A 25,382-nucleotide genomic window follows, 5' to 3' on the forward strand; every position below is an offset into this window, starting at 1 on the left:
GGGATCGTTCGGTCGGGGGTGGGCGGCTCAGCGGGTGGTGCCGCCGCGCTGGGTGCCGGTGAACGTCAGGGACAGCGTGGCGGTCCTGCCCTGGAACTCGTTCCCCGTGCCGTTCGGCAGCTCGATCGTGAAGACGAGGTGGTCCCGGGCCCCCGGGGTCAGGCTGGCCGGGGTCAGCAGGGGCTCGTTGGACCGCAGGACGCCGCCCCGTGCGACCACGTCGCGGGCGCCGGTGGCGCAGGTGTAGCCGGCGCCGGAGGTGGTCCACGGCTGGGCGCAGGACTGCACCGAGAGGCGCAGCGCGCTGGTCAGGGTGCTGCCGGGTGCCTGGGTGACGGTGAGGGCGACCGAGGACATCGGGGAGTCGCCGCTGTTCACCAGGGTCACCGCGCGGGACATCGTGTCCCCGGGGACGAACTGCGCGACCGGCGCGGCGACGGTGGCCGGGTCCTCGGCGAGGTCCAGGTTGACGGTGCCGGAGGCGACCCGGGTGGAGACCGGCGTGGTGGAGTCGGTGAAGGTGCCGAACGTGCCCAGGCCGGCGACGGCCGCGGCCGCACCGATCACGCCGAGTGAGCCGACGACCTTGCGGGCGGTGGCGCTGCGGGTCCTGCTGGTCATGTCTGTCGTCTCCTGCGTCCGGCCGGTTCTGGGGTGTCCCGGCGACAGGGACGACTCTGGAGGTCGAACCGCAGGGCACCCACGGGCGTTCCGCAAGAGAGGCGCAAGGCTCGCGCAGGCTCTCGCGGGGTCCCGTGCGGGCCCGGCGGAGGCTCAGGCGCCGGCGACCGCCCGGAGCTCGACGACGAGGTCGTGGGCGAGGATGCCGCGTCGGGCGTCGCGGGCGATGGCCCGACAGACCTCGGCGACCTCCGGGTGGCCGAGCTGGGCGCTGGTCCCCGCGAGCGTCGTGGACGCCCGGGCCAGGGACGCCGCGTCGCCGCTCCGAGCGCCGTCGGCGATGGCGGTCAGCCGGTCGGGCAGCGCGCTGACGTAGAGGTCCTGGAGCCGGTCCATGACGTCGGCGTCCACGTCGGCGTCGTCCACCACGTCGGCGTCGTCCACCACGCCGGCGTCGTGCATGTCGCCGATCTCGGTCCCCGGCCGCGGAGCCGGTGTCCGGTCGAGGAGGAAGTCGAGCAGGAGCTCGGCCCCCACCGGCTCGGGCAGGCAGGCGACGGCGCCGGCGGCCAGCGCGGCCGCGCGGTCCTCCGGGGTGGAGTCACCGGCGACGACCACCAGGTGGGCGCGGCAGCCGGCCAGGCGCAGGCGACGGAGCAGGGCCGGGCACTCGCCGGACGGGGCGGCGAGGTCGGCGACGACAAGGTCGAGGTCCAGCCGGCGGGCCAGCGTGAGGGCCTCCCGGGTGCCGGCGGCCTCCCGGACCTGCCACCCGGTGACCCGCAGCAGGTCGGCGACCCGGGCGCGGTCGGTGTCGTCGGCGTCGACGACGAGGGCGGTCAGCATGTGATGAGTCCTGACCGGGCGGACTGCTCGGTCCAGCCGTAGCTGGTGACGGCGGTGACGCTGACCCGGATGTCGTTGGCGGTCACCGAGGCGTCGTGGGTGTCCCGGGCGGTGGTGGCCGGGGCGTCCACGGCGGCGACCGGGTACGGGTGGGTGGTGCCGTTGACGTGGGCGTTCACCACGTGGCGCACGACGCCGGGGGTCGTGCTCGCCTCCCACGAGAGCTCGGCCTCGAGCGTGGTGTGCGGCCGACCGTAGGGGTCGTACCACGTCGAGCACCTGGTCCCGGCGGTGCTCGGGTTCGACGGTGCCACCACGTCGACGGTCGTCGCTGCCGTGACGGGGAGGGTCTCGACGGCGGTGTGGGCGGCGGTGGCGGGGAGGCTGGCGCCGATGGTGATGGCGAGGGTGAGGGCGAGCAGGACGAGGACGCGGCGGGTGGCGGTCACGAGTGGTCGTCCTCGTCGGTCTCGGAGGGGCGCCAGATGGTGAGCAGGAGCCAGCCGGCGAGCAGGGCGGGAGCGCCGTAGACGAGCAGGTGGCTGACCCAGGGGGTGCGCAGCGCGGTGATCAGGTGGCCGACCTCGGGGATGACGGCCTGGACCTGGTAGGCGGTGTCGCCCTGGAGCACGGCGGTCCAGGGGTCGGGGTCGTCGTTGGCGTCGCCCTGGGTGTGCACGGTGACGGTGCCGTCGGGGGCGTGGGTGACGTCGGTGACCCGGTGGGTGACGACGCGGTGGTCGTCGATGGGGATGTGGTAGGTGATGATCATCCCGGCGGTGACGTCGGTGACGTCGAGGGGCGTGCTGATGACGACGTCGCCGGGGTCGATGGCCGGGGCCATGGAACCGGTGAGCATCGTCATGGTGCGGTAACCGAGCAGGTGGGGGCCCAGGGCCAGGCCGGCGAAGGCCACCACCGCCACCGCCACGAGGGCCCGCACGGCCCAGCGGGACACGAACGCCAGGGCGGGGCGCAGCCGGCCCGTGCGGGCGGCCTCCGCGGCCGGGGACAGCGGGCGGGCTGCCCCCGGCGCGGCGAGGGGGAGGACGGCGGTCATGGCGGGCTCTCCGGTTGCTCGAGGGGACGGCGGTCGGGACCGTCAGCGGGCGGTGCCGGTGCGCTGGACGCCGGTGAAGGTGAGGCCCAGCGTGGTGTCCTTGCCGGCGAACGCGTTGTCGGCCGCGTCGGGGAGCGAGATCGTGAAGACGAGGTGGTCGACGCCGCCGGGGTTGAGGCTGGCGGGGTTGTCGAGCGTGCGGTTGTTGACGACCGGCCCAGAACCGAGCGAACGCTCCGTCCCCGAGCAGGTGTAGGTCGGCGCGCTGGCGGCACCGCCCTGCGTCCAGGCCACCGAGCAGGACTTCAGCGACAGCTGCAGGCCCCGGACGGTGTCCTTGGTCAGCACCGTGTCGGTGGACGACGTCACGCCGAGGGTGACCGAGGACAGCGGCGCGGTCCCGGTGTTGGAGAGCGTGACCGTGCGGGACATGGAGTCGCCGGGCAGGAACCCGGTGGTGGCGGCAGGGATCGCGGCGGCCGGCTGGGCCAGGTCGATGTCCACGGTGCCCGAGGTGACCTGGGTGGAGACCGGGGTGGTCGAGTCGGTGAAGGTGCCGAAGGTGCCCAGGCCGGCGACGGCCGCGGCCGCACCGATCACGCCGAGCGAGCCGACGACCTTGCGGGCGGTGGTGGTGCGGGCCTTGCTGCTCATGTCCTGCGTCTCCTGTCGTGGGGACCGGAACGGGCTGTTCCGGCGACAGGGACGACTCTGGGGACCGAACCGCAGGCTGCCCGCCCGCCTCCCGCAAGAAAGCCGCAAGCCTCCCGCGGGGAACGGTCCCGGGGAGGCTCGTGCGGCGCCGGCGGGGCTCAGCGCGGCAGGGTGAGGGTGAAGGTGGTGCCTCGCCCCTCGACGCTGCTCACGTCCAGCGTGCCGCCGTGCGCGGTGGTGATCGCCTTGGTGATCGCCAGCCCCAGCCCGACGCCCGGGACCGCGGCACGGCGGGCGGTCGAGGCGCGGAAGAAGCGGGCGAACAGCTGCGCCTGCTCCGCGGCGGGGATGCCGATGCCCGTGTCGCTGACCGCCAGCCGCGCGACGGGCACCGCTCCCGGCCGCGGGTCGCCGGCGACCTCGCCGTCCGGCGCCTGCCAGCCCTCGCGCAGCGCGAGGGTGACCCGGCCGCCGCGCGGGGTGAACTTCACCGCGTTGGAGACGAGGTTGTCGCAGGCCTGACCGAGCCGGACGGCGTCCCCGCGGACGGCCAGGCCGCCGTCGGGCACGTCCACCGCCACCTCGACGCCCGCCCCGGCCGCGGTGACCCGGGCGGTCTCCTCCGCGGCGCGGACCACCGCGGCGAGGTCGACGTCCTCGGGCTGCAGGCTGAACCGGCCGGCGTCGACCTGCGCGGTGAACAGCAGGTCGCCGACCAGTCGCAGCAGACGCTGGGCGTTGCGCTCCACGGTGCTGAGGTACTGCCGCTGGTCGTCGGTCAGGGGCTGGTCCGGGTCGTCGAGGACCAGTTCCAGGTAGCCCAGGATCGAGCTGAGCGGGGTGCGCAGCTCGTGGCTGATGAGGCTGACGAACTGGTCCTTGATCCGCTCGGTGGCGCGCACCTCGGTCATGTCGGTGCCGACGAAGTTCCAGCCGGCGTGCGCGCCGGTGTCGTCGGTGCGCGGGGTGACCGCCACGGAGACGGTGAGTTCCTCGCCCCGGGCGGTGACGTAGGTCCAGTCGCGGACGTCGCTGCCCCGCTCCTGCGCGGTGCGCACCAGCGCGGTCAGGCCGCCGCCGGCCTCCGCCAGCTCCTCGGCCAGGTGGAAGTCGGTGATCCGCCGCCGGCGGACGACGTCGGCGCGGGGCAGGCCGAGCATCCGCTCCGCTCCCGGGTTCCAGACCCGGACGACGCCGTCGACGTCGGTGCCGATGATCGACTGCTCGGTCACCGCGTCGATGACGCTGGTCATCGTCTGCGCCCGGGCCTGCAGCATGCGGGTGGCGACCTCGAGCTCCCCGTCGCGGTGCTGCATCCGGGCGGCGAGGGCCGCGTTCTCCGCCCGCAGCCGGTCCACCTCCGCCTGCAGCGACCGGACGTCGGAGGGAGCGGGGGAGGCCTCTGCGGTGCTCATGCGGCTGCTCCGGAGGTCAGGTCCCGGATGCGGGCCACCAGGCCGGCGACCGAGAACGGCTTGGCGAGGTAGGCGTCGGCACCGGCGGCCAGCCCCCGCGCGACGTCGTCGGCGGAGGCCCCGGCCGACAGCAGCAGGACCGGGACGGCGGCGGTGGCCGGGGCGGCGCGCAGTGCGGCGCAGACCTCCAGCCCGCTCGCGCCCGGCATGGACACGTCGAGGACGGCGAGGTCGGGCGGACCGGCCATCGCCGCGGTCAGGGCCGCGGTGCCGTCGGCCACGTCGGCGACCACGGTCCCGCCGGCCCTGCGGACGGCCAGGCACACGAGGGCGCGGATGTCGTCCTCGTCGTCGGCCACCAGCACGCGGGGCGGCGCGGTCGGCACGGGCGGGCTCCCTCGGTCGTGCGGCCGGTGCCCGCTGGCCCGCGCCGGTGTGTCTCTCCCCTCCGACGTCGGCGTCCCGGGCCCCGACCTGGACCCGCCGGGGGCGGCGCTCACCCCGGCGGGTGACCCCGGACAGCACCGCGCCGCGCCGGGGACCCGGCGGGGCGCGGTGGGGGAGTGGCGCGCGGCAGCGCTCAGCTGCTGGTGCGGCTCTGCACCGTCTGCCGCGACTCCTGGGCCTGGCCCTGGACGTCCTGGGCCGCGGACCGGCCCTCCTCCTTGACCGTCTGGGCGGCGTCCTGCGCGGTGGACCGGACCTCCTCCGCCGCCTGCTGCGCGGCGGGCTTGAGCTGGTCACCGATCTCCTGCGCGGCCTGCTTGGCCGGCGCGAGGAGCGCGTCCTTGTTCTCGCGGACCGCCGTCTCGGCCTGCTGGGCCAGCTGCCGCTCCTTCTCGGTGGCCGGCATCAGGCTGGAGACCAGCCAGCCCACCCCGAAGGCGATGAGCCCGGCGGCCAGCGGGTTGCCCTGCGTCTGCCGGACGATGGTGTCCGGCGCCTGCTGGACGGCGCTCGCCGCCGAGGAGGCGGCGTCCTGCACGGTCTCGGCCGCGCTGTGCGCCTTGTCCTGCACGGTCCCGGACACGTTCTGCGCGTGGTACTGCGCCGTCGAGCGGGTGTCGTGCGCGCTGCCCATCACCGAGCTGCGGGCGTTCTGGGCGCTCCCCATCACTCTCTCCTTCGCGCGGGTGATGCGGCCCTTGGCCGCGGTGACCCGCCGGTCCATCACCCGGGCGGGGTTGACCTTCTCGTTGAGCGCGTCGACGTCGTAGCTCAGCTCACGCTGGGTGGCCTCGATCTGCCGACGGATGACTTCAGGGTCGTTGCTGGTGGTCATGTTCCAACTCCGATGTCTGGGAGGGCCGGTGGCCGAGGGTCAGTGGGGCTTCAGCGCGTCGGGCACCTGCTGGAGGGTGTCGACGGTCCGCTCGGGCTTCGGGTTCACGCGCTTGAGCTGCTTGCGGCCCATCACGAAGGTGACCGCCGCGATGACGCCCCAGATGACCGCCACGATCAGCGCGGCCAGCCCGGCGTCCATCACGTTCTCCAGCGCCCACCACAGGGCGATGGAGAGGAACAGCAGCACCATGTAGCCGGCGAACCCGGCCGCACCCATGAGACCGGCGCCCTTGCCGGCCTTGCTCGCCTCGGCCTTGACCTCGGCCTTGGCCAGCTCGAGCTCCTGGCGCATCAGCGTGGACAGGTCCTTGGCGACCTCGCCCATCAGCTGGCCGACCGAGGTGCCCTCGACGTCCGGGCGCCCCTGCTCGGTCACGGGCGTGCCCATGGCGCCGCTGTGCGCGCCGTAGGCCTGCGCCTGGTCGGGGGAGACGGCGTAGTTCCCCTGGGTGTAGGTCCCCTGCGACGGGTCCTGGTAGCCCTGCGGCGACCCGACCGGCGTCGCGCCGGAGTAGGGAGACGTCATCGGTCAGACCCCCTGACCGGGTCGGCGGGTCGGGTCGTCCCAGCCGGACGCCGTGGTCGGCGGCACGGCGGCACCCTCGGGCGGCACGGTGCCGTACGGCGGGGGCGGGACCGGCGCGGTGCCCGTGGTCGGGGCGCCGCTGTAGCCCGCGGTCTCGCCGTAACCGGTCGTCTCGGTGTACCCGGTCGTCGTGCCGGTGTAGGTCGAGTAGGCCGGCGCCGGCTCCACGTAGTTGGTCTGCGTGTAGCTCGTCGCAGCGGCCCGGTGCTGCCCCGTCGAGGTGCCCGAGTTGCTGTGCGCCGCCTTGACCCCGCTGGTCAGTCGGCCGGCGACGACGCCGGCCAGGGCGGCGCCGAGCAGGAAGGTGCCCGGCTTGCGGCGGGCGAAGGAGCGGATCTCCTCGAGCAGGTCGGCGGGCTCGCGGTTCTGCAGCCAGGTCGCGAGCTCCTCCACCTTGGCGGTGCCCTGCTCCACCAGGTCGCGGGCGGGCCCGGACGGGGCGCCGGTGCCGTCAACCATGCCGCGCAGCTGCGAGGCGATGCCCTGCAGCCCCTCGGCGGCCTTCTGCTGCGAGGTGACGGCCTGCTGGCGCACCTGGGAACGGCCCTGGTCCAGCAGGTTCTGGGCCTGCTGCTTGGTCTCGTAGGCGACCTCCTTGGCCTGGTCGGCGGCGGTCGAGGCGACCTGGCTGCCGGCCTGGGCCGCGGTCTGCCCCACGTTGCGGGCCTCGTCCTTGGCGACGTCGGTCGTCGACGGGGAGTCCGAGCCGTACGTGGTGGTCGTGGTGCCGATCGTCGTCGTGCCCGTCGTGCTCGTCCCGGCGGTCGCGCCCGAACCGGGCGTGGACGGGGGCGGCGGGAGCGGGGTGTCCATGGAGTGCGTCATGGTTCCTCCTCGGCGTGCGTCGTGGTCGGTGCAGGCGCTACCCAGATCGCGATCACCCACACATCCGGCGGACGGTCGTCGCGGCCGAACGTGCAGGTAGTCAGGGGTGCCGGCCCCCTGGGAGAGGTGGGCCAAATCGCGCGGTGATCGACCGCCGGACGCGTCGTCGCGGGCCGGCGGAGGAGTCGTCGCGGTGGCCGTCAGCTCCGGGATCCCGGGTCCCGGACTGCGCGGCCGGTCGTGCTCACCGCGTCTTGGTGGCGCCGTGTCGCAGACCGACGGATACCCCCTGTTCGGAGCGGCGAAACGACCGCGTCCGCTGGGCGGCCGCCACGACGGGCGGGGACGGACTAAGGTGAGGCACGCCTTACTCGTGAGCAGAGGAGCCTCCATGGCCGACCAGGCCCCGCGCCGCCGGCGCACCCCCCGGCTGGCCACGGTGCTGCGCACCTCCCGGCCGACCCCGCACCTGGTGCGCCTCGTGCTCGGCGGGGAGGGGCTGGCCGGCTTCGCGCCGGAGCACGCCGACAGCTACGTGAAGCTGGTCCTGCCGCCGTCCGGCGCGCCCTACGCGCCGCCGTTCGACGTCGAGGAGGTCAAGGCGACCCATCCGCAGGAGCACTGGCCGTGCCTGCGGACCTACACGGTGCGGGCGTGGGACGCCGCGGCCGGCGAGCTCACCCTCGACGTCGTCGTCCACGGGGACGAGGGGGTGGCCGGCCCGTGGGCGGTGGCCGCCCGGCCGGGGGACCCCGTGCAGGTGCTCGGCCCGGGCGGCGCCTACAGCCCGAGCCCGGACGCCGACTGGCACCTGCTCGTCGGCGACGAGACCGCGCTGCCGGCCATCGCCGCCTCGCTGGAGCGGCTCCCGGCGGGGGCGTCGGCGAGGGCCTTCGTCGAGGTGGCCGACCCCGCCGAGGAGCAGGACCTGGTCCTCCCGCCGGGGGTGGAGCTGGTCTGGGTGCACCGCGCCGGGCAGCCGGGCACCGCGCTGGTCGCCGCCGTCCTCGCCGCCGAGCTGCCGGCCGGTTCGGTGCACGCCTTCGTGCACGGCGAGGCCGGCTTCGTGCGGGACCTGCGCCGGTTCCTCCGCGCCGAGCGGCTGGTGCCCCGCGAGCTGCTGTCGGTCTCCGGCTACTGGCGGCTGGGTCGGACCGACGAGACCTGGCGCGCGGAGAAGGCCGAGTGGAACGCGGCGGTGGAGGCCGACGACCGGGTCCTGGCGGTCTGACCCGGTCCTCCGCCATCAGCCGAGGTCGTCGGTGGCGAAGGTGTCGCACTGCGCCGGGTCACCGGTCTCGTACCCGGTGGTGAACCAGCGCTGCCGCTGCTCCGACGAGCCGTGGGTGAACGCGTCCTGGTCGACGGTGCCGCCGCCCAGGTTGCGCTGGATGAAGTCGTCGCCGATGCGCGCCGCGGCGTCCAGCGCCCGGTCGACGTCGTCCTGGGTGATCTCGGCGATCAGCGGCTGGCCGGACTCGTCGGGCACCGTCTCGGCGTGGTTCGCCCAGGCGCCGGCGTAGCAGTCGGCCTGCAGCTCCAGGCGCACGGTGCCGCTGGCCGGGCCGGTCTCCCCGGGGGTCACCTGCTGGTTGGTGCCGAGCAGGTCCTGCACGTGGTGGCCGTACTCGTGGGCGATCACGTAGGCGTTGACGAACAGCCCCCCCTCGGCGCCGAACTGCTGCTGGAGCGTGTCGAAGAAGGACAGGTCGATGTAGACCAGCTGGTCGCCCGGGCAGTAGAAGGGACCCGAGCCGCTGGTGGCGCCGCCGCAGCCGGTCGGCACCGAGCCGTTGAAGAAGACGGTGTCGGTCGGCTGGTACCGGTCGCCGAGGACGCCGGACCAGTAGTCCTGGATCGACTCGATGTCGGCGACCACCGCGCAGTCGACCGACTCGTTGGCGTCGGCCCCGGTCCGGCACTGCTGCTCGAGCTGGCCGTTGTCGGCGGTCTGGCCCTCGCCGAGGCTGCCCAGCTGGCCCAGCGCCGCGCCGGTCCCGCCGCCGCCCCCGCCGCCGAGCACCTGGACGAGGACGACGACGAGCAGACCCACCAGGCCCAGCCCCCCGCCGCCGACCGCCAGCCCGCGGCCGCCGCCGAACCCGCCCCCGCCGCGGCGGTCCTGGACGCCGGACGTGTCGAGGTCGGCGCCCTCGCTGTACCTCATCGAGCACTTCCCTCCCGGTCGTGGAACCCGCCAGGGCGGTGCCCGGCTCAGCGGCGGTGCCCCGGGCGGGCCCCGGTCATGCGCGCTCGGCGGCCTCCCCGCCGGTCGGCGTCCGGCTGGGCTGCTCGGTCGGCTGGTCGCGGAGGAACAGGTACCAGTAGGACGTCGCCACGAAGACCACCGCGCCGACCAGGTTGCCGAGCCCGGCCATCAGCCAGTTGAGCAGGACGTCGGCCCAGCCGAGGTCCGGGACCCCCGCGAAGATCGCTGCCGGCAGGAAGAACATGTTGGCCACGACGTGGTCGAACCCCATGGCGACGAACGCCATGATCGGGAAGAAGATCGCCAGCACCTTGCCCGACACCGTGGACGCCGCCAGCGACATCCACACCCCCAGGCAGACCAGCCAGTTGCAGCCGACGCCGCGCAGGAACACCTGCCAGGGCGACTCGTGCAGGCCCTTGGCCTCGGCGATCGCCGCCAGCCGGTCGTGGGTCAGCGCGGCGCTGCCCGAGGCGCCGGGCGTGCCGATGACCCCGGTCTGGACGGCGAGGAAGTACGCCACGAACAGGGCGCCGAGCAGGTTGCCCAGCAGCACCAGGGTGAGGTTCTTGGCGACGTCGCCGGTGCTGAGCCGGCCCTGCATCGCACCGAGCGGGACCAGCAGCATGTTGCCGGTGGCGAGGTCGGAGCCGGCGATGAGCACCAGGACCAGGCCGAGGGTGAAGGCCGCGCCCATGAAGAGGGTGGGCAGCGTGCCCCACGTGCCGGGGTCCAGGCCGGAGGAGACGGTGATCGCCACCAGCGCGCCGAAGGCGATGTAGGCACCCCCGAGGAAGGCGCTGACCAGGACGCGGTCCCACGTCCGGTGGACCTTCTTGGCTCCCGTCTCGCTGGCCACCTGGGCCATCTCGGGGGGTTGGCGGTCGGACATCGCGCCTCCACGCGGCAGCGGGCCTCGGAGTCCGGACGCTAGTGCCCGGCGGCCGCTCCGGCTCGTCGACGACGGGAGGAGGGTGACCGCCCGCGGGTGTCGATCTAGGGTCGGGCGACATCCTCGACACAGCCGGGAGAACACATGGCCGTCTCCAACCGCGTCCGCAGCGCCCTCACCACGACGGTGCTCGCGACCGCGGCCACCGGGTTCCTCGCCGGGTGCGGGACGGACGACGACGAGCAGGAGCAGGTCGCCTACTGCACCAACGAGGACGGCGAGATCGTCGACGACGACTACTGCGACGACGGCTACCGCGGTCCCGGCGCCGGCCTGTTCTTCCTGTACCTCGGCGGTTTCCGCCCCGGCCTGCCGCTCGGCACCGTGCTCCCCGCCGGCGGCACCCGCATCAACCCGGCCGACACCGCCGCCCGGCAGCGGGCCGGCCTGCCCGCCACCGGCAAGGTGACCGGCGGCACCCGCATCACCGGGGGCATCGGGTCGGGCACCGGCGGACGGGTCGGGACGGCGGGCGGCTGAGGACTCCCTGTCAGCGAGATGTGCACGGTGGCGGCCCTCAGCCGCGGCACGACCGCGAGTGTGCAGATCTCGCGGGTGAGAGGAGAGGAGGTCTGGTGAGGCGGGTCGAGGGCGGGGTCGTCCGGCCGGGGTGGGAGGCCGAGATCGAGGCCCAGGGCCTGGTCTACAACCGCACCACCACGCCCGGCGGGGAGGTCCGCAGCTACTGGCGCGAGGGACCCTTCTACGACTTCACGATGGCCGAGGTGGAGCGGCTGGAGGGCTGGGTCGCCCAGCTGTTCGAGATGTGCGTGGCCGCCGGAGACCACGTCGTCGAGCACGACCTGTTCGACCGGATGCGGATCCCGCCGGTCGCCCGGCCGGAGGTCCGCCGCACCTGGGAGGCCGAGCCGCCCAGCGTCTACGGCCGCTTCGACCTGCGCTACGACGGGCAGGGGCCGCCCAAGCTGCTGGAGTTCAACGCCGACACCCCGACCGGCCTGGTCGAGTCCGCCGTCACCCAGTGGAACTGGCACCTGTTCACCGGCCAGGGCACCGACCAGTGGAACGCCCTGCACGACCGGCTGGTCGCCGCCTGGCAGCGCAACCTCACCCGCTGGGAGCGGCGGACCGGCGTGCGTCCCCGGGTGCACCTGGCCTGGACGTCGGAGGAGACCTCCGGCGAGGACCGGATGACCGTCGCCTACCTGATGGACACCGTGGTGCAGGCCGGGTACGAGGCGATCGAGCTGGTCGTCGAGGACATCGCGCTCGACGACGGGGACGGCCGCTTCTACGACCCGCAGGGCCGCCACCTCGACGTCGTCTTCAAGCTCTACCCCTGGGAGTGGCTGATCGAGGACGAGTTCGGCGAGGCCGTCCTCGCCGACGCCGCCCGGCCCGGCGGGACCACCTGGGTGGAGCCGGCCTACAAGATGCTGTGGAGCACCAAGGCGCTGCTGCCGGTGCTCTGGCAGCTGTTCGGCGGTGACGCGGAGCTCTCGCAGCTGCTGCTGCCGGCCTACTTCGCCGACGAGATGCCCTCGTCCTGGCGGGACTACGTCCGCAAGCCGCTGTGGGGCCGGGAGGGGGCCAACGTCTCGATCGTGCGGGGCGGGCAGGTCCAGGTCGCCCAGCCGGGCCGCTACGGCACCGAGGGCTGGGTGGTCCAGGAGTTCGCCCCGCTGCCCGACTTCCCGGGCGCCGACGGCCCGCACCACCCGGTGCTGGGTGCCTGGGTGGTCGACGGGGAACCGGCCGGACTGGGCATCCGGGAGAGCGACGGGCTGATCACCGACAACCTCAGCTGGTTCGTGCCGCACACCATCGACTTCCGGGCTCCCCAGGCCGGCGGGCGGCGGCCGACCTAGGGTCCGGGCATGCCGTTGGAGGGTGAGTACGAGCCGAGCACGCAGCAGTGGGTCCGCGACCAGGTGGAGCGCTACGAGGCCACCGGCGGGCGCGAGGCCAACACCCTGCGGGACACCGGGATCCCGATCGCCATCTTCTGGACCCGCGGTGCGCAGACCGGGAAGGTGCGCAAGAACGGGCTCATGCGGGTCGAGCACGAGGGCGCCTACGCGATGGTCGGCTCCGTCGGCGGTGCGCCCAAGGACCCGGCGTGGGTGGCCAACGTGCGCCGGTACCCGGACCAGGTGACCGTCCAGGACGGCCCGGAGCCGTGGGACGGCGTCGCCCGCGAGGTCACCGGCGAGGAGAAGGCGCAGTGGTGGGAGCGAGCCGTCGCGGTGTACCCCGAGTACGCCGTCTACCAGCAGCGGACCGACCGGGAGATCCCGGTGTTCGTCGTCGAGCGGCGCCCCGCGTGATCCCGGCTAGGTGAGGCTGTCCTAAGTTCTCCGAAGAGCCGGAGGGACCGGCGGACCGGAGGACGACTGTGCAGGGGATCGGGCGGTTCCACGCGGGGGTGCTGGCGCTGACGGCGGGGCTCGCGCTCGCGGGCTGCGGCGCCGACGACGGCACCACGGAGGCGGCGCCGGCCGCGCAGACCCGCGCCGTGGAGCACGCGCTGGGCACGACCGAGATCGAGGGCGCGCCCGAGCGGGTCGTCGTCCTCGACACCGGCGAGCTGGACGCCGTGCTGGCCCTCGGCGTCACCCCGGTCGGCGCGGTGCGCACCGACGTCAGCGACGAGCTGCCCGCCTACATCGAGGACGCCGGCGCCGACCCGGCCGACGTCGCGGACGTCGGCACGATCGCCGAGCCGGACCTGGAGGCGATCGCCGCACTCGATCCGGACCTCATCCTGTCCAACGCCGTCCGGCACACCGACGTGTACGACCAGCTCTCGGCGATCGCGCCGACCGTGTTCGCCGAGTCGATCGGTGAGAGCTGGCAGGAGAACCTGCGCCTGGCCGGCGAGGCCCTCGACCGCTCCGAGGAGGCCGAGCGGCTGCTCGACGAGCACGCGGCCCGGGCCGCGGAGGTGGGCGCGCTGTTCGGCGACCCCGCGGGCACCGAGGTGAGCGTGGTCCGCTTCCTCGACGGCACCGCCGTCCGGCTCTACGGGGAGGGCTCCTTCATCGGGTCGGTGCTCGCCGACGTCGGCTTCGCCCGCCCCGAGCAGCAACGGACGGCGGAGACCTTCGTGGAGGTCAGCCCCGAGGAGGTCGCTGCGGCCGACGCGGACCTGGTGCTCTCCGCCGCCTACGGGGAGGACGGCCGCACCGCCGCCGCGCAGGTCACCGCCGGCGGTCTCTGGCAGGGCATGTCGGCGGTGCAGCAGGGCCGGGCCTTCGAGGTGGACGACGACCGCTGGTTCCTGGCGATCGGGCCGATCGGCGCCCGGCTGGTGCTCGACGACCTGGAGCAGATCGCGGGCCGGCTGCAGTCCTGACCCCGGTCAGGCCAGCTCGTCGGTGATCCGGCGGGCCAGCGAGCCGCCCAGCTGCGTGTCGCCGCGGGCGCGGGCGCCGAGCAGCCCCCACCCGAGGTCGGCGACCCAGCGCGACCGGGAGGTCCAGGCGGTCCCCGCCGGGGTGGGCAGCAGCTCGGCGCGCGCGGCGGTGGCCACCTCGTTGAGGTGGACCAGCGTGTCGTGCAGCCGGCGGTCGGCCGCCGTGCCCGGGTCGGCCGCGGCGGCGGCGACCGCGGCATCGGCGGTGGCGCGGACCGCGCCCGGGAGTCGGCGGCTGGCGGCGCGCGGCAGCAGCGACAGCCCGACGGCGAGGGCGAGGACGATGCCGACCGCCGTCTCGGCCAATCGCTCGCCGACCAGGTCGGCCCCCGACCGCCCGGGCAGGCCGATGTGCACCAGCAGCAGCACCAGCGGGGTGATGGAGGAGACCGCCAGCACGTACTGGTGCGCGATGAGCAGCTCGACGGCCAGCTGCAGCACGCCCACCAGCGCGATCTCCACGCCGACCGGCAGGTCCAGCCAGATGAGCAGGCCCGCGACCAGGACGCCGAGCACGGTGCCGGTCGCCCGGTGCAGTGCGCGCGCCCGGGTGGCCCGCGCGTCGGTGCCCAACTGGACGCCGACCGCGGTCGTCACCGCCCAGTACGGGCTCTGCAGGCCCAGCGCCGTGGCGACCAGCCCGGCCGCCGCGGCGCCCACGCCGATGCGCAGCGCCGTCGCCGCCCACGGGGAGTGCCACCAGCGGTGGTCGGGTACCTCCGCCTCCGGCAGGGGGGCCGGGTCGGGGTGGCTCTCGGGGAGGGTCCGCATGAACCGCTGCTCGACCTCGTCGAGGCGCCGCCGCAGCGTGCCGTCGCCCCGCCGGCTGCCGCTGCCGACCGCGGCCTCGGCCACGCGGATGGCGCGGGCGACCGCGCCGGGCCGCTGGGTGCCCGGCTCCCCGCGCTCGACGACCCCGACCGCCGCCTCGGCGGCGGCCAGCGCCCGCTGCTCCGGCCCGGTGGGGTCCCACAGCCACGGCAGCATGCAGCCGGCCCAGGCCAGCGCCGCACCCCCGGCCGCGGCGAGGGCGTGCAGGCCCAGGTCGGCGGGGGTGGTGCCCAGCGCGCTGGACCCGCCCGCCACCAGGACGACGCCCAGCGGCCCGGGTGGGCCGACCCGCCACAGCACGGTGACCGCGGCCGCCGCCGCGGCGAGCCCGCCGAGCAGCAGGGAGAGGACGACCGGGTGCCCGCCGGCCAGGGCGCCGAGCGTGCTCGCCACGGTGGACGACACGGCGACCGCCGCGACCACCACCGCCCGGCGCCGGTAGGGCAGGGCGTGCCCGTAGACGGCGGTCAGGGCGGCGAGCGCCGCGGCGGAGCCGAGATCGGCCCGGCCGAGGCTGACCCCGAGGGCGAGCGGCACGGTCATGCAGACCGCGGCCGTGACCCCCCGCCGCCCGCCGGACCGCCACAGCGCGGACAGCCCCGGCAGCGGTGGGCCGACCAGGTGCGGGCGCACCCGCCGCACGCGGGAGGGGGCAGCGGACACGACCCTCATCCTCACCGCTGGGCAGGCCGCACACCGTCCGGCGGCGCCGTGATCCCCGTCCCTGGTCCCCGGTCCCCGTCCCGGGTCCCTGCGTCCCTGGGTCCCGCGTCCCTGGGTCCCTGCGGCCCTGGACGGCGTCTCCCGGGCCGAGGACGATCGCGGCCACGACCACCGACCGGCTGCTGCGCGCCGCGCTGTTCCTCAAGGGACTCGACGGCGCGGTCGAGCTGCTCGCGGGCGTCGCGCTCGCCGTCGCGGGACCGCAGGCGCTCGCCGGGCTGACCCGCCGGGTGGTCGAGCACCACCTGCTCGGCAGTCCCCGCGGTGAGCTGGCCGAGCGGTTCGCCGCAGGGGAGGCCGCCCTGGCCGGCGGCGACCGGACGTTCGCGATCGTCTACCTCACCCTGCACGGCCTGGTGAAGCTCGGTCTGGTCGTCGCCCTGCTGCGCGAGATCCGGCCCGCCTACCCGGTCGCGGTCGCCGTCCTCGGGGTCTTCGTCGTCTACGAGGCCCAGCGAGCGGTGCAGACCGGGTCGGTGCTGCTGGGGGTCGCCGCCGCGCTCGACCTCCTGATCGCCGTCCTCGTGGTGCGCGAGTACCGGCGGCTGCCCAGGACCCCGCGCCCTCGCCCACCCGGTCGCGGGCGCGTCAGGGCAGCGCCGCCGCCGCGGCGGGGAGAGCCGCCGCGACCTCCTCGGGGAAGGCGGTGAACGGTGTCGCGGCGACCGCCCGCCGTGCGCCCTGCCCGTCCCACCGCCAGGTCCCGAGCACCTGCCCGCGGTGGACGACGGTCGGCCGGAAGACGCCGTTGTTGCCGGGGACGACGCGGTCGGCGAACTCGGGCGGGACGGCGCAGCTGCGGTCGGCGTAGCCGAGGACGAACTCGTCGAACCCGGGCAGGAGGAACAGCCCGGCGGCCTCGGCGCGGTGCTCGGCGAGCAGGTCGGGCGTCTCCGGCGCCATCAGGTGCTCGCGGCCGTCGACCTCCACCGCGGCCAGCTGCTCCCGGACGGCGGCCACCCCGGCCCGGACGGCGGTCACCGGCAGCCCGGCCCACCGCGCGAGATCGGCGACGGTCGCCGGGCCGTGGCCGGTGAGGTAGCGCAGCGCCAGCTCGGCGAGGGCCTCGTCGCGGGCGAGCCGCCGTGGGGCGCGCACCCACTCGTCGAGGAGCACGAACATCTGGTCGCCGTCGCGCACCGGGCCGAGGCAGAGGGTCCCGGTCTGCGCCAGGTACCTGAGCAGGTGGTAGCCGCGCTGGCCGGTGGTGGCCCCCCCGCCCTCGGCGACGGCGGCGAGGAGCTCCTTGCGGCCGCAGCGCCGGCCGCCGCTCAGGACGGCGGTGACCAGCTCGCGGGCCCGCTCGACCTCCGCATCGGTCAGCCCGAGGCCGGCCCGCCGCTGCGCCGCGCCGGCCAGGACCCGCGGCCCGAGCAGCTCCAGCATCCACGGGAGGTCCTCGGCGAGCAGCAGGTGCAGGGTGCCGCGCATCGGCCACGACCGGACGACCTCCCCGGTCTCCAGCGCCGCCTCCACCCCGGCCCGCGACCGCTCCGCCGTCCGCAGGGCCACCGAGGTCAGCGCGCCCGGGAACTCCTGCGCCTGCAGACAGGTCAGTCTGCGCACCGCCTCGGCCGCCGTGGCCGGCCGGGGCCCGGCGATCCGCTGGGCCACCAGCCGCAGCAGGGCCGGCTCGCGTGCCGTCGTCATGGCCGGAGCCTGGCAGGCAGGTCCGACGATCGGGGGCTCAGCGCCGCAGCCGGAGGTGGACCATGTCCTCGGCGTCGGGCTCGGTGGTGAGCGGCTCGAACCCGGCCGCGGCGGCGGCGCGCAGGCTCGCGGTGTTGTCCGGCTCGATGCCGAGGACGAACTGCTCGACGTCGGCGGTCTCCGGCGCCTCGACCAGCGCGCGCAGCGCGGCCCGCCCGTACCCCCGACCCCAGCGGTCCGGGTCCACGACGTAGGCGGCGCCCATCGTCCGGAGCGGGTCGGTGGAGACGACGCGTTCCCGCACCGGGTCCCACATCGTCCACCGGTCGTAGACGTCACCGCCGATCTGGGCCACCGGCCGGTCGTCGGCGTCGAGCAGGACGAAGGTGTGCGCCCGCAGCACCCGGCGCCCGCGGAACTCATCGGTCCAGGTGGTCGTGCGCAGCGCGAGCTCGCGCTCCGGCCACTCCCGCCCGCCGAGTCGCCGCTGGACCTCGGGGGAGTCGAACCACGGCAGGACGGCGAGCAGGTGCTCCGGCTCGAAGGGGACCAGGCGGACCGGGTGCTCGGGGCGCACCCGGTCACGATGCCGCCGGGAGGGAGGGCGCGCACGCCGGCGGTCCGGACGCCCCGCGCGGGACGTCCGGACCGCCGGATCGCGGCTACCGCCGGACCGGGTCCCGCCACAGCCGGCCGCGACCGGCGGCCAGCAGCAGCCCGGCTGTGACCAGGAGGCCGGCCGAGGCCGTCAGCGGCCCGCCGAGCGTCGCCGTGGTGGACGCCGGCCGCGTCGCCGCGGCCTGGGGCGAGCCGGTGCCGCAGGCGTCCCCGGTCGCCGCACCGGCGCGGCCCGGGTCGCTGCCGGCGGCACCACTGGCGGAGGCCCCGCCCGGAGCCGGCCCGGTGCCCGAGGAGGTGTCGCCCCCGGCCGTGCCCGGGACGCCGCCGGTGCCGGTGCAGTCGCCGTGGGCACCGCCGGCGGAGGTGCCGCCGGTGCCGGATCCGCCGGCGCGGGTCCCGCCGGTGCCGGTGCCGGTGCCGCTGCCCTCGGTGCGGGTCCCGGGAGCGCCCGAGTCGGGTGCCGGCCCGTCGCCGGTCCCGGTGCCGTCGCCGTCGCCGGTCCCGGTGCCGGTGCCGTCGCCCTGGCCGGAGCCGGAGCCGTCGCCCTGGCCGGAGCCGTGCCCGTCCTCGGTGCCGTCGCGGTCCGCACCGCCCGACAGGCCGGGGAGGCCGATCGGGAGGGTGACCCGGACCAGCAGGTCGCTGCCGGTGCCCGCCCCGCCCTCGTCCACCGGCACGGCGACCACGGTCCCGTCGTCGCCCAGCAGGCCGCCGAGGTCCACGTCGACGGTGCTGTCGGAGGCCGCGGTGCCGCCGAGCAGGTCGGGGAGCAGGTCGCCGGTCCCGATCGGCAGGGACAGGTCGGCCTCGTCGTCCCGGTCGCCGTCGTCCTGGTCCTCGTCGGTCCGGCCCGTCCCCAGGAGGCCGCCGAGGTCCACCTCGACGGAGTCCCCGGACAGCGGACCGTCGTCCTCGGTCCCCGGGACGGGCAGCTCCACCGTGGTCGGGCGGTCCCCGTCGACGGAGACCGGCATCTCGAGCACGGGCTCCCGGCCGGTCGCCGGGTCGCCGTCGCCGACGGACACCGCGTCCTCGAGGTCCAGGAGCACGCCGGACCCGCCCGGGCCCGGCACGACCGGGTCGGTCAGGTCGACGTCGACCACGGTGCCGGTGCTCGGGTCGCCGTCCAGGACCTCGCCGAGGTCCCCGGTCGCGATCGGCACGGTCACCTCGGTGCCGGCGGTCCCGCCGCCGGAGGTGCCGACCGGGACGGTGACGGTCAGGCCGTCGGTCGGGTCGGGCGGGGCGTCGTCGGCCTCGGTGACGCGCACCGGGGCGCTCAGCCCCCCGCTCCCGTCGTCGCCGAGGGCGGTCGTCCCCGGCTCCGTGCTCGTGTCGACGGGGAGCACCAGGCCGTCGCCGGCCCCGTCCCCGACGGTGAGGTCCTCGCCGGTCCCGGTGACGACCGGGGTCTGGAGGAGCGCGCCGTCCTCCACCGGGACGGTCGCGGTCACCCCCAGCACGTCGGCGGTGACGTCGTTCTCGTCGGCTGCGGCGACGCCCGCTCCGGCGGCCAGGAGGCCGCCGGTCAGCAGGGCGGTCCGCAGGCCGCGCTGCACCCATGTGTTCATCGCTGTCTCTCTCCGGGTCTGAGTGGACCGGCCCCGGCCGGGACCGGTGACGTGCCGTGCCGGCTGCGCGAGCCGGCCCGGGGCACTCAGTCGGGGGAGGAGGACGGGTCGGGGGCGAGGTCGGCGGTCGCGTCCCGGGCGTCGGCCCACCGGGCTCGCGACGCGACGAGGACGGCGGCCGGCACGCCCGCGGCCAGGACGGCGCTGCCGGCGTCGGGAGTGGAACCGCCCGGGCCGGCCGCGGGTGACGGCGGCGGGGTGCTCCCGGTCCACGGCGCGGGCGGGGCGGCCGGCGGGGTGCCCGGCGGCGGGGTCGGCCCGGCGGCGAGCGGGCGGTCCGGTGCCGCGGCGGGGACCGGGCCCGACGCCGGCTCGGCGGTGGGCGCTGCGTGCGCGACGACCGGGAGGTCGGCCGCCGGTGCACCCGGCTCGACGGTGGGGGGAGCGATCGGTGCCGCAGCGGGCGCCGCTGCCGCTGCGGGCTCGGTGTCCGGGACGGGGGCCGGCGCGGCCCCGGCGTCCGCGGGTCGCTCGAGGCCGCCGGTCCCCGGCGGGGTCAGGGCCGGGACGACGACCTCGAGCGACGGCTGGAGCGGCTCGGTCACCGGCTCGATCACCGGCTCGACGACCGCCGTGCCCGACCGGACGACCTGCGGGACGGCGGCCGTCAGCGGAGCCACCACGGGCTCGACGGCGGCGCGCACGGCCCCGGTCACCGGGGCGACCTCGGGCAGGTCGGGCACCAGGGACGAGACGGCGTCCACCGGAGCCACCGCGGCCTCGGCGACCGCGACCTGCAGCGCCCGCGGCGCGGCACCTGCGGACTCGACCAGCCCGGAGAGCGACGGGGGAGCCGTGAGGGGGGAGCGGGCGTCGTCGGCCGCGGCGGACGACGTCCCGAGCAGCCACAGGCCCAGGCCCAGCCCCCCGAGGAGCGCTGCCCGGCCGAGCACCCGGCGGCGCCGACGACCGGCGCGGAGGAGGGCAGGCGGAGCGTCGGACATCGCGCTCCCTCCACCAGATGTGACCGGTTCGTCACCCGAGGTTAGGAACGCAGGTGCCGGGTCCGCGCGCCGAGAGCCGTCCCCTCTTCGGGTGACTCTGGGCCGATCCGGTCACCCACCGTGACCGCTGGGGCCACGCTGAGCGCCGTTGCGACACGTGCCGGTCCGGTGGCGCACGCATGTGAGTCCGGGATGGGAATGGGTATCGGCGTCCGCGGACTGCACCCGACGGAAGACCTCCCCATGATCCACTTCCTCCTGGCCCCCGCACGCCCGTCCCCGGGCGCGGACTCCTCCCGTCCCGGCCGGGCGGCCCGGTGATGCGGCTGCTCGGACGACGGGTCGTGGTCACCGGCGGCGCCCGGGACATCGGTGCCGCGATCGTCCGCGCGTTCGCCGCGGAGGGGGCCACGGTCGCGGTGCTCGACCCGCGTGCCGAGGAGGCCGCCCGCCTGGCCGAGGAGGTCCGCGGGCGGTCCTACCCGGTCGACCTCTCCGACGTCACCGACACCCGGGAGGCGATGGAGAAGGCCATCGCCGGCCTGGGCGGGATCGACGTCCTGGTCAACGACGCCGGGGTGCAGCGGTTCGCGCCGCTGCTCGAGATGGACCCCGCGGAACTGGGCGAGGCCTTCGCGATGCCCACGCAGTCGATGCTCATCGCGATCCAGGCCGCGGCCTGCGCCATGGTCGGCTTCCGCGCCCCCGGGGACGACTGCGCCGGCAAGATCGTCAACGTGGCCAGTGCCGGCGGCACCGCCGGCGGCGGGCAGGCGCACTACGCGGCGTCGAAGGCGGCGGTCATGGCCCTGACCCGCGCCGCCGCGCACGAGCTCGGCCCCCACGGCATCACGGTCAACTGCCTGTGCCCGGGCTACGTCGTCGAGCCGGCCGAAGCCGCGGCGCTCAGCCGCCCGCACGTCGCCGGCTGGTCGGCGCTCTCGCCGCTCGGCCGCCTCGGCGAGCCGCAGGACGTCGCCCGCGCCGCGCTGTTCCTGGCCTCCAGCGACGCCGACTACCTCACCGGGGACGCGCTCAACGTCGCGGGCGGCATGCTCCTGCACTGACAGACTCCCGGTGTGCAGGCATCGGACTGGGACGCGCGCTACGCCGAGCAGCAGCAGTGGTCGCCCGGGCCCAACGCGCTGGTGGCCGAGCTGCTCGGGGACGTGCCGGCCGGAGCCGCGGTCGACCTGGCCGCGGGCGAGGGGCGGCACGCACTGTGGCTGGCCGGGCGCGGCTGGCGGGTGACCGCCGTCGACTTCTCCGCGGCCGGGCTGGCCCGCGGCCGGGCGCGCCCCGGCGCCGAGCGGGTCACCTGGGTCACCGCCGACGTCCTGACCTGGGCGCCTGCCGGCGACGCGCTGGACCTGGTGCTGGTCGCCTACCTGCACCTGCCGGAGCGCGACACCACCGCGCTGCTGCGCCGGGCGGTCGGCTGGCTGCGGCCCGGGGGTCGGCTGCTCGTCCTCGGCCACGACGTGGACAACGTGGCGCACGGCGTCGGCGGGCCGCAGGACCCGGCGATCCTGTCCAGCGTCGAGCGGCTGGCGCCGGTCGCCGAGCTGCTCGACGTCGACCGGCTCGAGCAGGTCCGCCGGGAGACCGCGGACGGCACCGCGCTGGACACCCTGCTGTGGGGACGGCGGAGGGGCTGACCGGTCGCTCTCCGGCGGTACGGTGCCGCTCGTGATGGGGATGGGCGGTGCCGGCGGCCCCCGAGCCGAGCGGCGACGGCGGCTGGTCGCGGCGGTGGTCGTGCTGGCCCTGGTGCTGGCGGCGGCGGCGACGGTGCTGTCGCTCGCCCTGGGCTGAGGAGACGCCGGTGACCGGGTCCGACGAGATCGAGCAGTGGTTCGCTGCGGCCGGCCCGCGCGAGGAGGAGCTGCGCCGGGCCGACGCGCTCGTGATGGCGGCCGCGCCGGGGATCGACCGGCAGCTGGTCCCGGTCGGCACCGGCACGATGCTGGGTTACGGCCTCATGCCCTACCGGGCGAGGTCGGCGAGGGAGACCACCTCCTGGCCGCTGATCGCGCTGGCCGCCCAGAAGCGGCACCTGTCGCTCTACGTCTGTGCCGTCGTCGACGGGGAGTACCTGCCCGAGGCGAGGGCCGAGCGGCTGGGGAAGGTCTCCTGCGGCAAGAGCTGCATCCGGTTCACCGCGCTCGGGAAGGTGGACCAGGCCGAGCTGCGCACCCTGCTCCAGGACGCCGTCGCGGCGACCGCGGCCGGCCGCAACGCCTACTCCGCCGCCTGACCGGGCCGGCCCACCAGCTCGCCCGCCGGGGTCGGGCGCAGCCGCAGCGCACACCGGCCGCCGGCGTCGCTGAGCCGCTCGGCCAGGTACGCCGCGTCGGCCGCGGGCGCGCGCTCCAGCCGCATCCGCCGGGCCCGCAGGACCGTTCCCCGCAGCTCGACCAGGCCGCCGTCCGGGTCGAGTGTCGCCAGCCAGCCGACCCGCAGGTCCGGGCGGTGGAACTCGTGGCCGCCGATGCCCTCGTAGTCGTCGACGAGGTCACCGCACCCGTGCAGCACCAGCCGGCCGCGGTGCAGCTCGACCGGGCGCGGGTGGTGCGAGGAGTGGCCGTGCACCACGTCCACCCCGCCGTCGACCAACCGGGCGGCGAAGGGCACCTGCTCCGGCGGCACCGGCCAGCCCCAGTTCGACCCCCAGTGCACCGAGGCCACCACGACGTCGCCCGGGCGCCGCACCTCCGCCACCCGGGCGAGGACGCGGTCGGCCGTGGCGTCGGTGAGACGGTCGAGCCGGGCCACGCCGGCCCGCCGTCCGGTCGCGGCCCACTCCGCCGGGATGCCGCTGGACGGCGTCCCGAAGGCGGTGACCACCAGCCGGCGACCGCCGGGCAGCGGGACGACGGCCGGTGTCCACGCGGCGTCCTCGTCCGCCCCCGCCCCGGCCACGCGCAGCCCGGCCGCGGCGAGCGCCCCCAGGGTGTCGGCCAGGCCGCGGGGGCCGAAGTCGAGCACGTGGTTGTTCGCCAGCACGCAGACGTCCGGCCGCACCGCCGCCAGGCACGGCAGGTTCCCCGGGTGCATGCGGTAGCAGACCGGCTTGCCCGGCGCGGGGTCCCCGTCGGCGGTCACGCTGGTCTCGAGGTTCACGATGCGGACGTCCGGTGCCGCCGCGTCGAGGACGGCGAGCAGGTCGCCCCACGGCGCGGCGGGGGGCATCGGGCGGGGGATCGGCCCGTGTGCCTCCTCGGCCAGGCGGACGTAGGTGCGGGCGTCCCGGACCGTCCGCTCGCGCAGCTCCGGGCCGGCGGGGGAGGGCAGCACCTGGTCGACGCCGCGGCCGAGCATCACGTCGCCGCCGAGGAACAGCGTCACCGACCGGTCGGTCACGGCGCCCTCAGCCGCTGTGCCCGGGTGCACGGGCCAGGTGGGCGAGGAACCAGTCGCGGGCCAGCTCCGCCGCCGCCTGCAGGGTCCCCGGCTCCTCGAACAGGTGGGTGGCGCCCGGGACGACGGCCAGCCGGTGCTCGCACCGCAACCGGGTCGCCGCCTGCCGGTTGAGCTCGAGCACCTGCTCGTCGGCGCCGCCCACGACGAGCAGGGTCGGCGCGCGGACGTCGGCCAGCCGCGGCCCGGCCAGGTCCGGCCGGCCGCCGCGGGACACCACTGCGGCCACCCCGTCGTCGTCGGCGGCGGCCACCAGCGCCGCGGCCGCGCCGGTGCTGGCGCCGAAGCAGCCGATCGGCAGCCCGCCGACCGCCGGGGACCTGCGCACCCACGCGAGGACCTCGCCCAGGCGGGCAGCCAGCAGCGGGATGTCGAAGACGGTGGCGCGGTCGGCCTCCTCCGCCGGGGTGAGCAGGTCGAACAGCAGGGTCCCGAGCCCGGCCTCGTGCAGGACCCCGGCCACGTACCGGTTGCGCGGGCTGTGCCGGCTGCTGCCGCTGCCGTGGACGAACACGACCAGCCCGCGGGCGTCCGGCGGCACGCTCAGGGAGCCCGCCAGTTCCGCCGGACCCGCCGGCACCGCGACCTCCTCGTCGACGGCGGACCGGGTGGCGGTCGCCGGGTGCGCGCAGGCGGTGAGCAGCTCCACCACCTCGGCGTCCTCGGTGGGACCGAAGTCGTCGTAGAACTGCCCCACCGCGGCGAACCGCCGCGGCGTCTCCAGGCACACCAGCTCGTCCACCTCGGCCTCCAGCGCCCGGGCGCCGTCGCGGGCGCACACCGGGGCGGCGAGGACGACGCGGGCGGCCCCCTGCGCCCGCACCACAGCGCAGGCCGCCCGCGCGGTGGACCCGGTCGCGATCCCGTCGTCGACCACGACCGCCGTGCGGCCGGCGAGCGGCACCGGCGGCCGGCCGCCGCGGAAGGCGCGGGCCCGCCGGTCGACCTCGGCCCGCTCCCGCTCCTCCACCCGCGCGAGGTCGGCCGGGCCGACGCCGGTCAGGGCGAGGACCCGCGCGTCGACCACCGTGACGTCGCCCTCGCCCACGGCGCCCATGGCCAGCTCCGGCTGGACCGGGACGCCCAGCTTCCGCACCACGACGACGTCCAACGGCGCGCCCAGGGCCCGGGCGACCTCGGCGGCGACCGGCACCCCGCCGCGGGGCAGGCCGAGGACGACCACGTCGCTGCCGCGCAACGGGGCCAGCAGCCGGGCCAGCCGCCGTCCGGCGTCCCGGCGGTCGAGGAACGGCACGGGCACCTCCCGCCCCGATGCTCCGCGCCGGCGGCGGTCGCCGACAGGGGACGTTGGTCACCGCAGCCGGGGCTGCCGGGGACCTAGGTCCCTGGTGGGAGCGCGGAGGGCCAGCAACGGTGTACGGGACCGACCGACCGGGCGCCCACGGCGCCACCGGTGCCATCCCCGGCACGCCCGCACGAGGGGGCTCCCCGCATGACGCTGACCGACGACCCTGCCGTCGACCAGGCCGTCGCCCGGCTCGCCGACGAGTTCCGCGCCCGGCTCCGGCCGCAGGTCATCGGCACCGTGGTGCGCAGCTGCCGCCGGGACCTCAGCGGGGTGCCGGCCACGGCGTTGCCGGAGCTGGTCGAGCGCCTGGCGCGGGAGCGGCTGCAGTCGGTGGCGTGAGGGAGGCCCCGCTGCAGGGGCCCGGG

The 25,382-nt window shown here is 76.3% G+C and carries 30 protein-coding genes; 11 read left to right on the forward strand and 19 right to left on the reverse strand.

Going from position 1 to position 25,382, the window contains the following annotated elements:
* Positions 1 to 27: 27 nt before the first annotated feature.
* From ACI79C_RS16395 to ACI79C_RS16440, 10 genes are all read right to left on the reverse strand, one after another.
* Positions 28 to 621, reverse strand: coding sequence for a TasA family protein (locus ACI79C_RS16395; protein ID WP_456946727.1), 594 nt, complete (start codon positions 619 to 621; stop codon positions 28 to 30).
* Between the two features lie 153 nt (positions 622 to 774).
* A complete protein-coding gene (locus tag ACI79C_RS16400; protein ID WP_456946728.1) occupies positions 775 to 1,467 on the reverse strand; it encodes a response regulator in 693 nt (230 codons plus the stop codon).
* Positions 1,461 to 1,916: a hypothetical protein gene (locus ACI79C_RS16405; RefSeq protein WP_456946729.1), complete on the reverse strand. Its 456-nt coding sequence runs from the start codon at positions 1,914 to 1,916 to the stop codon at positions 1,461 to 1,463. The genes ACI79C_RS16400 and ACI79C_RS16405 overlap by 7 nt, the downstream gene beginning before the upstream one ends.
* Positions 1,913 to 2,527 (reverse strand): signal peptidase I, encoded by a 615-nt coding sequence (locus ACI79C_RS16410; protein WP_456946730.1) that lies wholly within the window; start codon positions 2,525 to 2,527, stop codon positions 1,913 to 1,915. Before ACI79C_RS16410 ends, ACI79C_RS16405 begins: the two co-directional genes overlap by 4 nt.
* Positions 2,528 to 2,569: 42 nt before the next feature.
* Positions 2,570 to 3,181, reverse strand: a complete 612-nt coding sequence (locus tag ACI79C_RS16415) for a TasA family protein (protein WP_456946731.1) — start codon at positions 3,179 to 3,181, stop codon at positions 2,570 to 2,572.
* A gap of 158 nt (positions 3,182 to 3,339) precedes the next feature.
* Positions 3,340 to 4,596, reverse strand: a complete 1,257-nt coding sequence (locus tag ACI79C_RS16420; protein ID WP_456946732.1) for a sensor histidine kinase — start codon at positions 4,594 to 4,596, stop codon at positions 3,340 to 3,342.
* Positions 4,593 to 4,982 (reverse strand): response regulator transcription factor, encoded by a 390-nt coding sequence (locus tag ACI79C_RS16425; protein WP_456946733.1) that lies wholly within the window; start codon positions 4,980 to 4,982, stop codon positions 4,593 to 4,595. Before ACI79C_RS16425 ends, ACI79C_RS16420 begins: the two co-directional genes overlap by 4 nt.
* A gap of 194 nt (positions 4,983 to 5,176) precedes the next feature.
* Positions 5,177 to 5,878 carry a DUF3618 domain-containing protein gene (locus ACI79C_RS16430; RefSeq protein ID WP_456946734.1) on the reverse strand — a complete coding sequence of 234 codons (702 nt, stop codon included), beginning with the start codon at positions 5,876 to 5,878 and terminating at the stop codon, positions 5,177 to 5,179.
* 39 nt (positions 5,879 to 5,917) lie between these two features.
* Entirely contained in the window at positions 5,918 to 6,466 is a 549-nt protein-coding gene (locus tag ACI79C_RS16435) for a phage holin family protein (RefSeq protein WP_456946735.1), read from the reverse strand.
* A gap of 3 nt (positions 6,467 to 6,469) precedes the next feature.
* Complete coding sequence (locus tag ACI79C_RS16440; RefSeq protein ID WP_456946736.1) at positions 6,470 to 7,351, reverse strand: hypothetical protein; 882 nt, start codon at positions 7,349 to 7,351, stop codon at positions 6,470 to 6,472.
* Positions 7,352 to 7,742: 391 nt separating this feature from the next.
* On the opposite strand from ACI79C_RS16440, the gene ACI79C_RS16445 reads away from it, so the two are divergent.
* Positions 7,743 to 8,582 (forward strand): siderophore-interacting protein, encoded by an 840-nt coding sequence (locus ACI79C_RS16445; RefSeq protein ID WP_456946737.1) that lies wholly within the window; start codon positions 7,743 to 7,745, stop codon positions 8,580 to 8,582.
* A 15-nt stretch (positions 8,583 to 8,597) separates the two neighbouring features.
* Here the strand turns inward: ACI79C_RS16445 and ypfJ are convergent, their stop codons facing one another.
* A complete protein-coding gene (gene ypfJ, locus ACI79C_RS16450) occupies positions 8,598 to 9,518 on the reverse strand; it encodes a KPN_02809 family neutral zinc metallopeptidase (RefSeq protein WP_456946738.1) in 921 nt (306 codons plus the stop codon).
* Positions 9,519 to 9,594: 76 nt separating this feature from the next.
* Positions 9,595 to 10,452 carry a formate/nitrite transporter family protein gene (locus tag ACI79C_RS16455; protein ID WP_456946739.1) on the reverse strand — a complete coding sequence of 286 codons (858 nt, stop codon included), beginning with the start codon at positions 10,450 to 10,452 and terminating at the stop codon, positions 9,595 to 9,597.
* Between the two features lie 144 nt (positions 10,453 to 10,596).
* Between ACI79C_RS16455 and ACI79C_RS16460 the strand changes: the two genes are divergently transcribed.
* From ACI79C_RS16460 to ACI79C_RS16475, 4 genes are all read left to right on the forward strand, one after another.
* Positions 10,597 to 10,992 (forward strand): hypothetical protein, encoded by a 396-nt coding sequence (locus tag ACI79C_RS16460; protein WP_456946740.1) that lies wholly within the window; start codon positions 10,597 to 10,599, stop codon positions 10,990 to 10,992.
* A gap of 95 nt (positions 10,993 to 11,087) precedes the next feature.
* A complete protein-coding gene (locus tag ACI79C_RS16465) occupies positions 11,088 to 12,341 on the forward strand; it encodes a glutathionylspermidine synthase family protein (protein ID WP_456946741.1) in 1,254 nt (417 codons plus the stop codon).
* A gap of 9 nt (positions 12,342 to 12,350) precedes the next feature.
* Positions 12,351 to 12,800 carry a nitroreductase family deazaflavin-dependent oxidoreductase gene (locus tag ACI79C_RS16470; RefSeq protein WP_456946742.1) on the forward strand — a complete coding sequence of 150 codons (450 nt, stop codon included), beginning with the start codon at positions 12,351 to 12,353 and terminating at the stop codon, positions 12,798 to 12,800.
* Between the two features lie 68 nt (positions 12,801 to 12,868).
* Positions 12,869 to 13,828, forward strand: a complete 960-nt coding sequence (locus tag ACI79C_RS16475) for an ABC transporter substrate-binding protein (RefSeq protein WP_456946743.1) — start codon at positions 12,869 to 12,871, stop codon at positions 13,826 to 13,828.
* A gap of 6 nt (positions 13,829 to 13,834) precedes the next feature.
* On the opposite strand, the gene ACI79C_RS16480 is transcribed toward ACI79C_RS16475, so the two are convergent.
* Positions 13,835 to 15,382 (reverse strand): FUSC family protein, encoded by a 1,548-nt coding sequence (locus ACI79C_RS16480; RefSeq protein WP_456946744.1) that lies wholly within the window; start codon positions 15,380 to 15,382, stop codon positions 13,835 to 13,837.
* Here ACI79C_RS16480 and ACI79C_RS16485 point away from each other — a divergent pair.
* Positions 15,328 to 16,092, forward strand: coding sequence for a DUF2127 domain-containing protein (locus ACI79C_RS16485; protein WP_456946745.1), 765 nt, complete (start codon positions 15,328 to 15,330; stop codon positions 16,090 to 16,092). The two genes, ACI79C_RS16480 and ACI79C_RS16485, sit on opposite strands and share 55 nt — an antisense overlap.
* On the opposite strand, the gene ACI79C_RS16490 is transcribed toward ACI79C_RS16485, so the two are convergent.
* The 4 genes from ACI79C_RS16490 to ACI79C_RS16505 form a co-directional block, all read right to left on the reverse strand.
* Positions 16,031 to 17,092, reverse strand: a complete 1,062-nt coding sequence (locus ACI79C_RS16490; protein ID WP_456946746.1) for a winged helix DNA-binding domain-containing protein — start codon at positions 17,090 to 17,092, stop codon at positions 16,031 to 16,033. The genes ACI79C_RS16485 and ACI79C_RS16490 overlap by 62 nt on opposite strands.
* Positions 17,093 to 17,129: 37 nt before the next feature.
* Positions 17,130 to 17,669: a GNAT family N-acetyltransferase gene (locus ACI79C_RS16495; protein ID WP_456946747.1), complete on the reverse strand. Its 540-nt coding sequence runs from the start codon at positions 17,667 to 17,669 to the stop codon at positions 17,130 to 17,132.
* A gap of 85 nt (positions 17,670 to 17,754) precedes the next feature.
* The gene (locus ACI79C_RS16500; RefSeq protein ID WP_456946748.1) at positions 17,755 to 19,284 is read right to left on the reverse strand and encodes a hypothetical protein; all 1,530 of its coding nucleotides are present in this window, start codon (positions 19,282 to 19,284) and stop codon (positions 17,755 to 17,757) included.
* An 86-nt stretch (positions 19,285 to 19,370) separates the two neighbouring features.
* Positions 19,371 to 20,288 carry a hypothetical protein gene (locus ACI79C_RS16505; RefSeq protein ID WP_456946749.1) on the reverse strand — a complete coding sequence of 306 codons (918 nt, stop codon included), beginning with the start codon at positions 20,286 to 20,288 and terminating at the stop codon, positions 19,371 to 19,373.
* Between the two features lie 344 nt (positions 20,289 to 20,632).
* On the opposite strand from ACI79C_RS16505, the gene ACI79C_RS16510 reads away from it, so the two are divergent.
* Genes ACI79C_RS16510 through ACI79C_RS16525 form a run of 4 tightly spaced genes read left to right on the forward strand, consistent with a single transcriptional unit; the run spans position 20,633 to position 22,545 of the window.
* The gene (locus tag ACI79C_RS16510) at positions 20,633 to 21,355 is read left to right on the forward strand and encodes an SDR family NAD(P)-dependent oxidoreductase (protein WP_456946750.1); all 723 of its coding nucleotides are present in this window, start codon (positions 20,633 to 20,635) and stop codon (positions 21,353 to 21,355) included.
* Between the two features lie 12 nt (positions 21,356 to 21,367).
* Entirely contained in the window at positions 21,368 to 21,946 is a 579-nt protein-coding gene (locus ACI79C_RS16515; protein ID WP_456946751.1) for a class I SAM-dependent methyltransferase, read from the forward strand.
* Positions 21,947 to 21,977: 31 nt separating this feature from the next.
* Positions 21,978 to 22,103 (forward strand): hypothetical protein, encoded by a 126-nt coding sequence (locus ACI79C_RS16520; protein WP_456946752.1) that lies wholly within the window; start codon positions 21,978 to 21,980, stop codon positions 22,101 to 22,103.
* Between the two features lie 10 nt (positions 22,104 to 22,113).
* Positions 22,114 to 22,545, forward strand: coding sequence for a DUF1801 domain-containing protein (locus ACI79C_RS16525; RefSeq protein WP_456946753.1), 432 nt, complete (start codon positions 22,114 to 22,116; stop codon positions 22,543 to 22,545).
* On the opposite strand, the gene ACI79C_RS16530 is transcribed toward ACI79C_RS16525, so the two are convergent.
* Entirely contained in the window at positions 22,530 to 23,651 is a 1,122-nt protein-coding gene (locus ACI79C_RS16530) for a CapA family protein (protein ID WP_456946754.1), read from the reverse strand. The genes ACI79C_RS16525 and ACI79C_RS16530 overlap by 16 nt on opposite strands.
* Positions 23,652 to 23,658: 7 nt before the next feature.
* On the reverse strand, positions 23,659 to 24,963 hold the full coding sequence (locus tag ACI79C_RS16535; protein ID WP_456946755.1) for a phosphoribosyltransferase family protein: 1,305 nt from the start codon (positions 24,961 to 24,963) through the stop codon (positions 23,659 to 23,661).
* 198 nt (positions 24,964 to 25,161) lie between these two features.
* On the opposite strand from ACI79C_RS16535, the gene ACI79C_RS16540 reads away from it, so the two are divergent.
* The gene (locus ACI79C_RS16540) at positions 25,162 to 25,356 is read left to right on the forward strand and encodes a three-helix bundle dimerization domain-containing protein (protein ID WP_456946756.1); all 195 of its coding nucleotides are present in this window, start codon (positions 25,162 to 25,164) and stop codon (positions 25,354 to 25,356) included.
* Positions 25,357 to 25,382 lie beyond the last annotated feature (26 nt).

The sequence above is a fragment of the Geodermatophilus sp. SYSU D00697 genome (genome assembly GCF_054050175.1).

Bases quoted from the DNA above. Each gene is read 5' to 3' on its own strand.
- ACI79C_RS16395 (WP_456946727.1), bottom strand. From the start codon at position 621: ATGACCAGCAGGACCCGCAGCGCCACCGCCCGCAAGGTCGTCGGCTCA.
- ACI79C_RS16400 (WP_456946728.1), bottom strand. From the start codon at position 1,467: ATGCTGACCGCCCTCGTCGTCGACGCCGACGACACCGACCGCGCCCGG.
- ACI79C_RS16410 (WP_456946730.1), bottom strand. From the start codon at position 2,527: ATGACCGCCGTCCTCCCCCTCGCCGCGCCGGGGGCAGCCCGCCCGCTG.
- ACI79C_RS16415 (WP_456946731.1), bottom strand. From the start codon at position 3,181: ATGAGCAGCAAGGCCCGCACCACCACCGCCCGCAAGGTCGTCGGCTCG.
- ACI79C_RS16420 (WP_456946732.1), bottom strand. From the start codon at position 4,596: ATGAGCACCGCAGAGGCCTCCCCCGCTCCCTCCGACGTCCGGTCGCTG.
- ACI79C_RS16430 (WP_456946734.1), bottom strand. From the start codon at position 5,878: ATGACCACCAGCAACGACCCTGAAGTCATCCGTCGGCAGATCGAGGCC.
- ACI79C_RS16435 (WP_456946735.1), bottom strand. From the start codon at position 6,466: ATGACGTCTCCCTACTCCGGCGCGACGCCGGTCGGGTCGCCGCAGGGC.
- ACI79C_RS16440 (WP_456946736.1), bottom strand. From the start codon at position 7,351: ATGACGCACTCCATGGACACCCCGCTCCCGCCGCCCCCGTCCACGCCC.
- ACI79C_RS16445 (WP_456946737.1), top strand. From the start codon at position 7,743: ATGGCCGACCAGGCCCCGCGCCGCCGGCGCACCCCCCGGCTGGCCACG.
- ypfJ (WP_456946738.1), bottom strand. From the start codon at position 9,518: ATGAGGTACAGCGAGGGCGCCGACCTCGACACGTCCGGCGTCCAGGAC.
- ACI79C_RS16455 (WP_456946739.1), bottom strand. From the start codon at position 10,452: ATGTCCGACCGCCAACCCCCCGAGATGGCCCAGGTGGCCAGCGAGACG.
- ACI79C_RS16460 (WP_456946740.1), top strand. From the start codon at position 10,597: ATGGCCGTCTCCAACCGCGTCCGCAGCGCCCTCACCACGACGGTGCTC.
- ACI79C_RS16470 (WP_456946742.1), top strand. From the start codon at position 12,351: ATGCCGTTGGAGGGTGAGTACGAGCCGAGCACGCAGCAGTGGGTCCGC.
- ACI79C_RS16490 (WP_456946746.1), bottom strand. From the start codon at position 17,092: ATGACGACGGCACGCGAGCCGGCCCTGCTGCGGCTGGTGGCCCAGCGG.
- ACI79C_RS16500 (WP_456946748.1), bottom strand. From the start codon at position 19,284: ATGAACACATGGGTGCAGCGCGGCCTGCGGACCGCCCTGCTGACCGGC.
- ACI79C_RS16505 (WP_456946749.1), bottom strand. From the start codon at position 20,288: ATGTCCGACGCTCCGCCTGCCCTCCTCCGCGCCGGTCGTCGGCGCCGC.
- ACI79C_RS16540 (WP_456946756.1), top strand. From the start codon at position 25,162: ATGACGCTGACCGACGACCCTGCCGTCGACCAGGCCGTCGCCCGGCTC.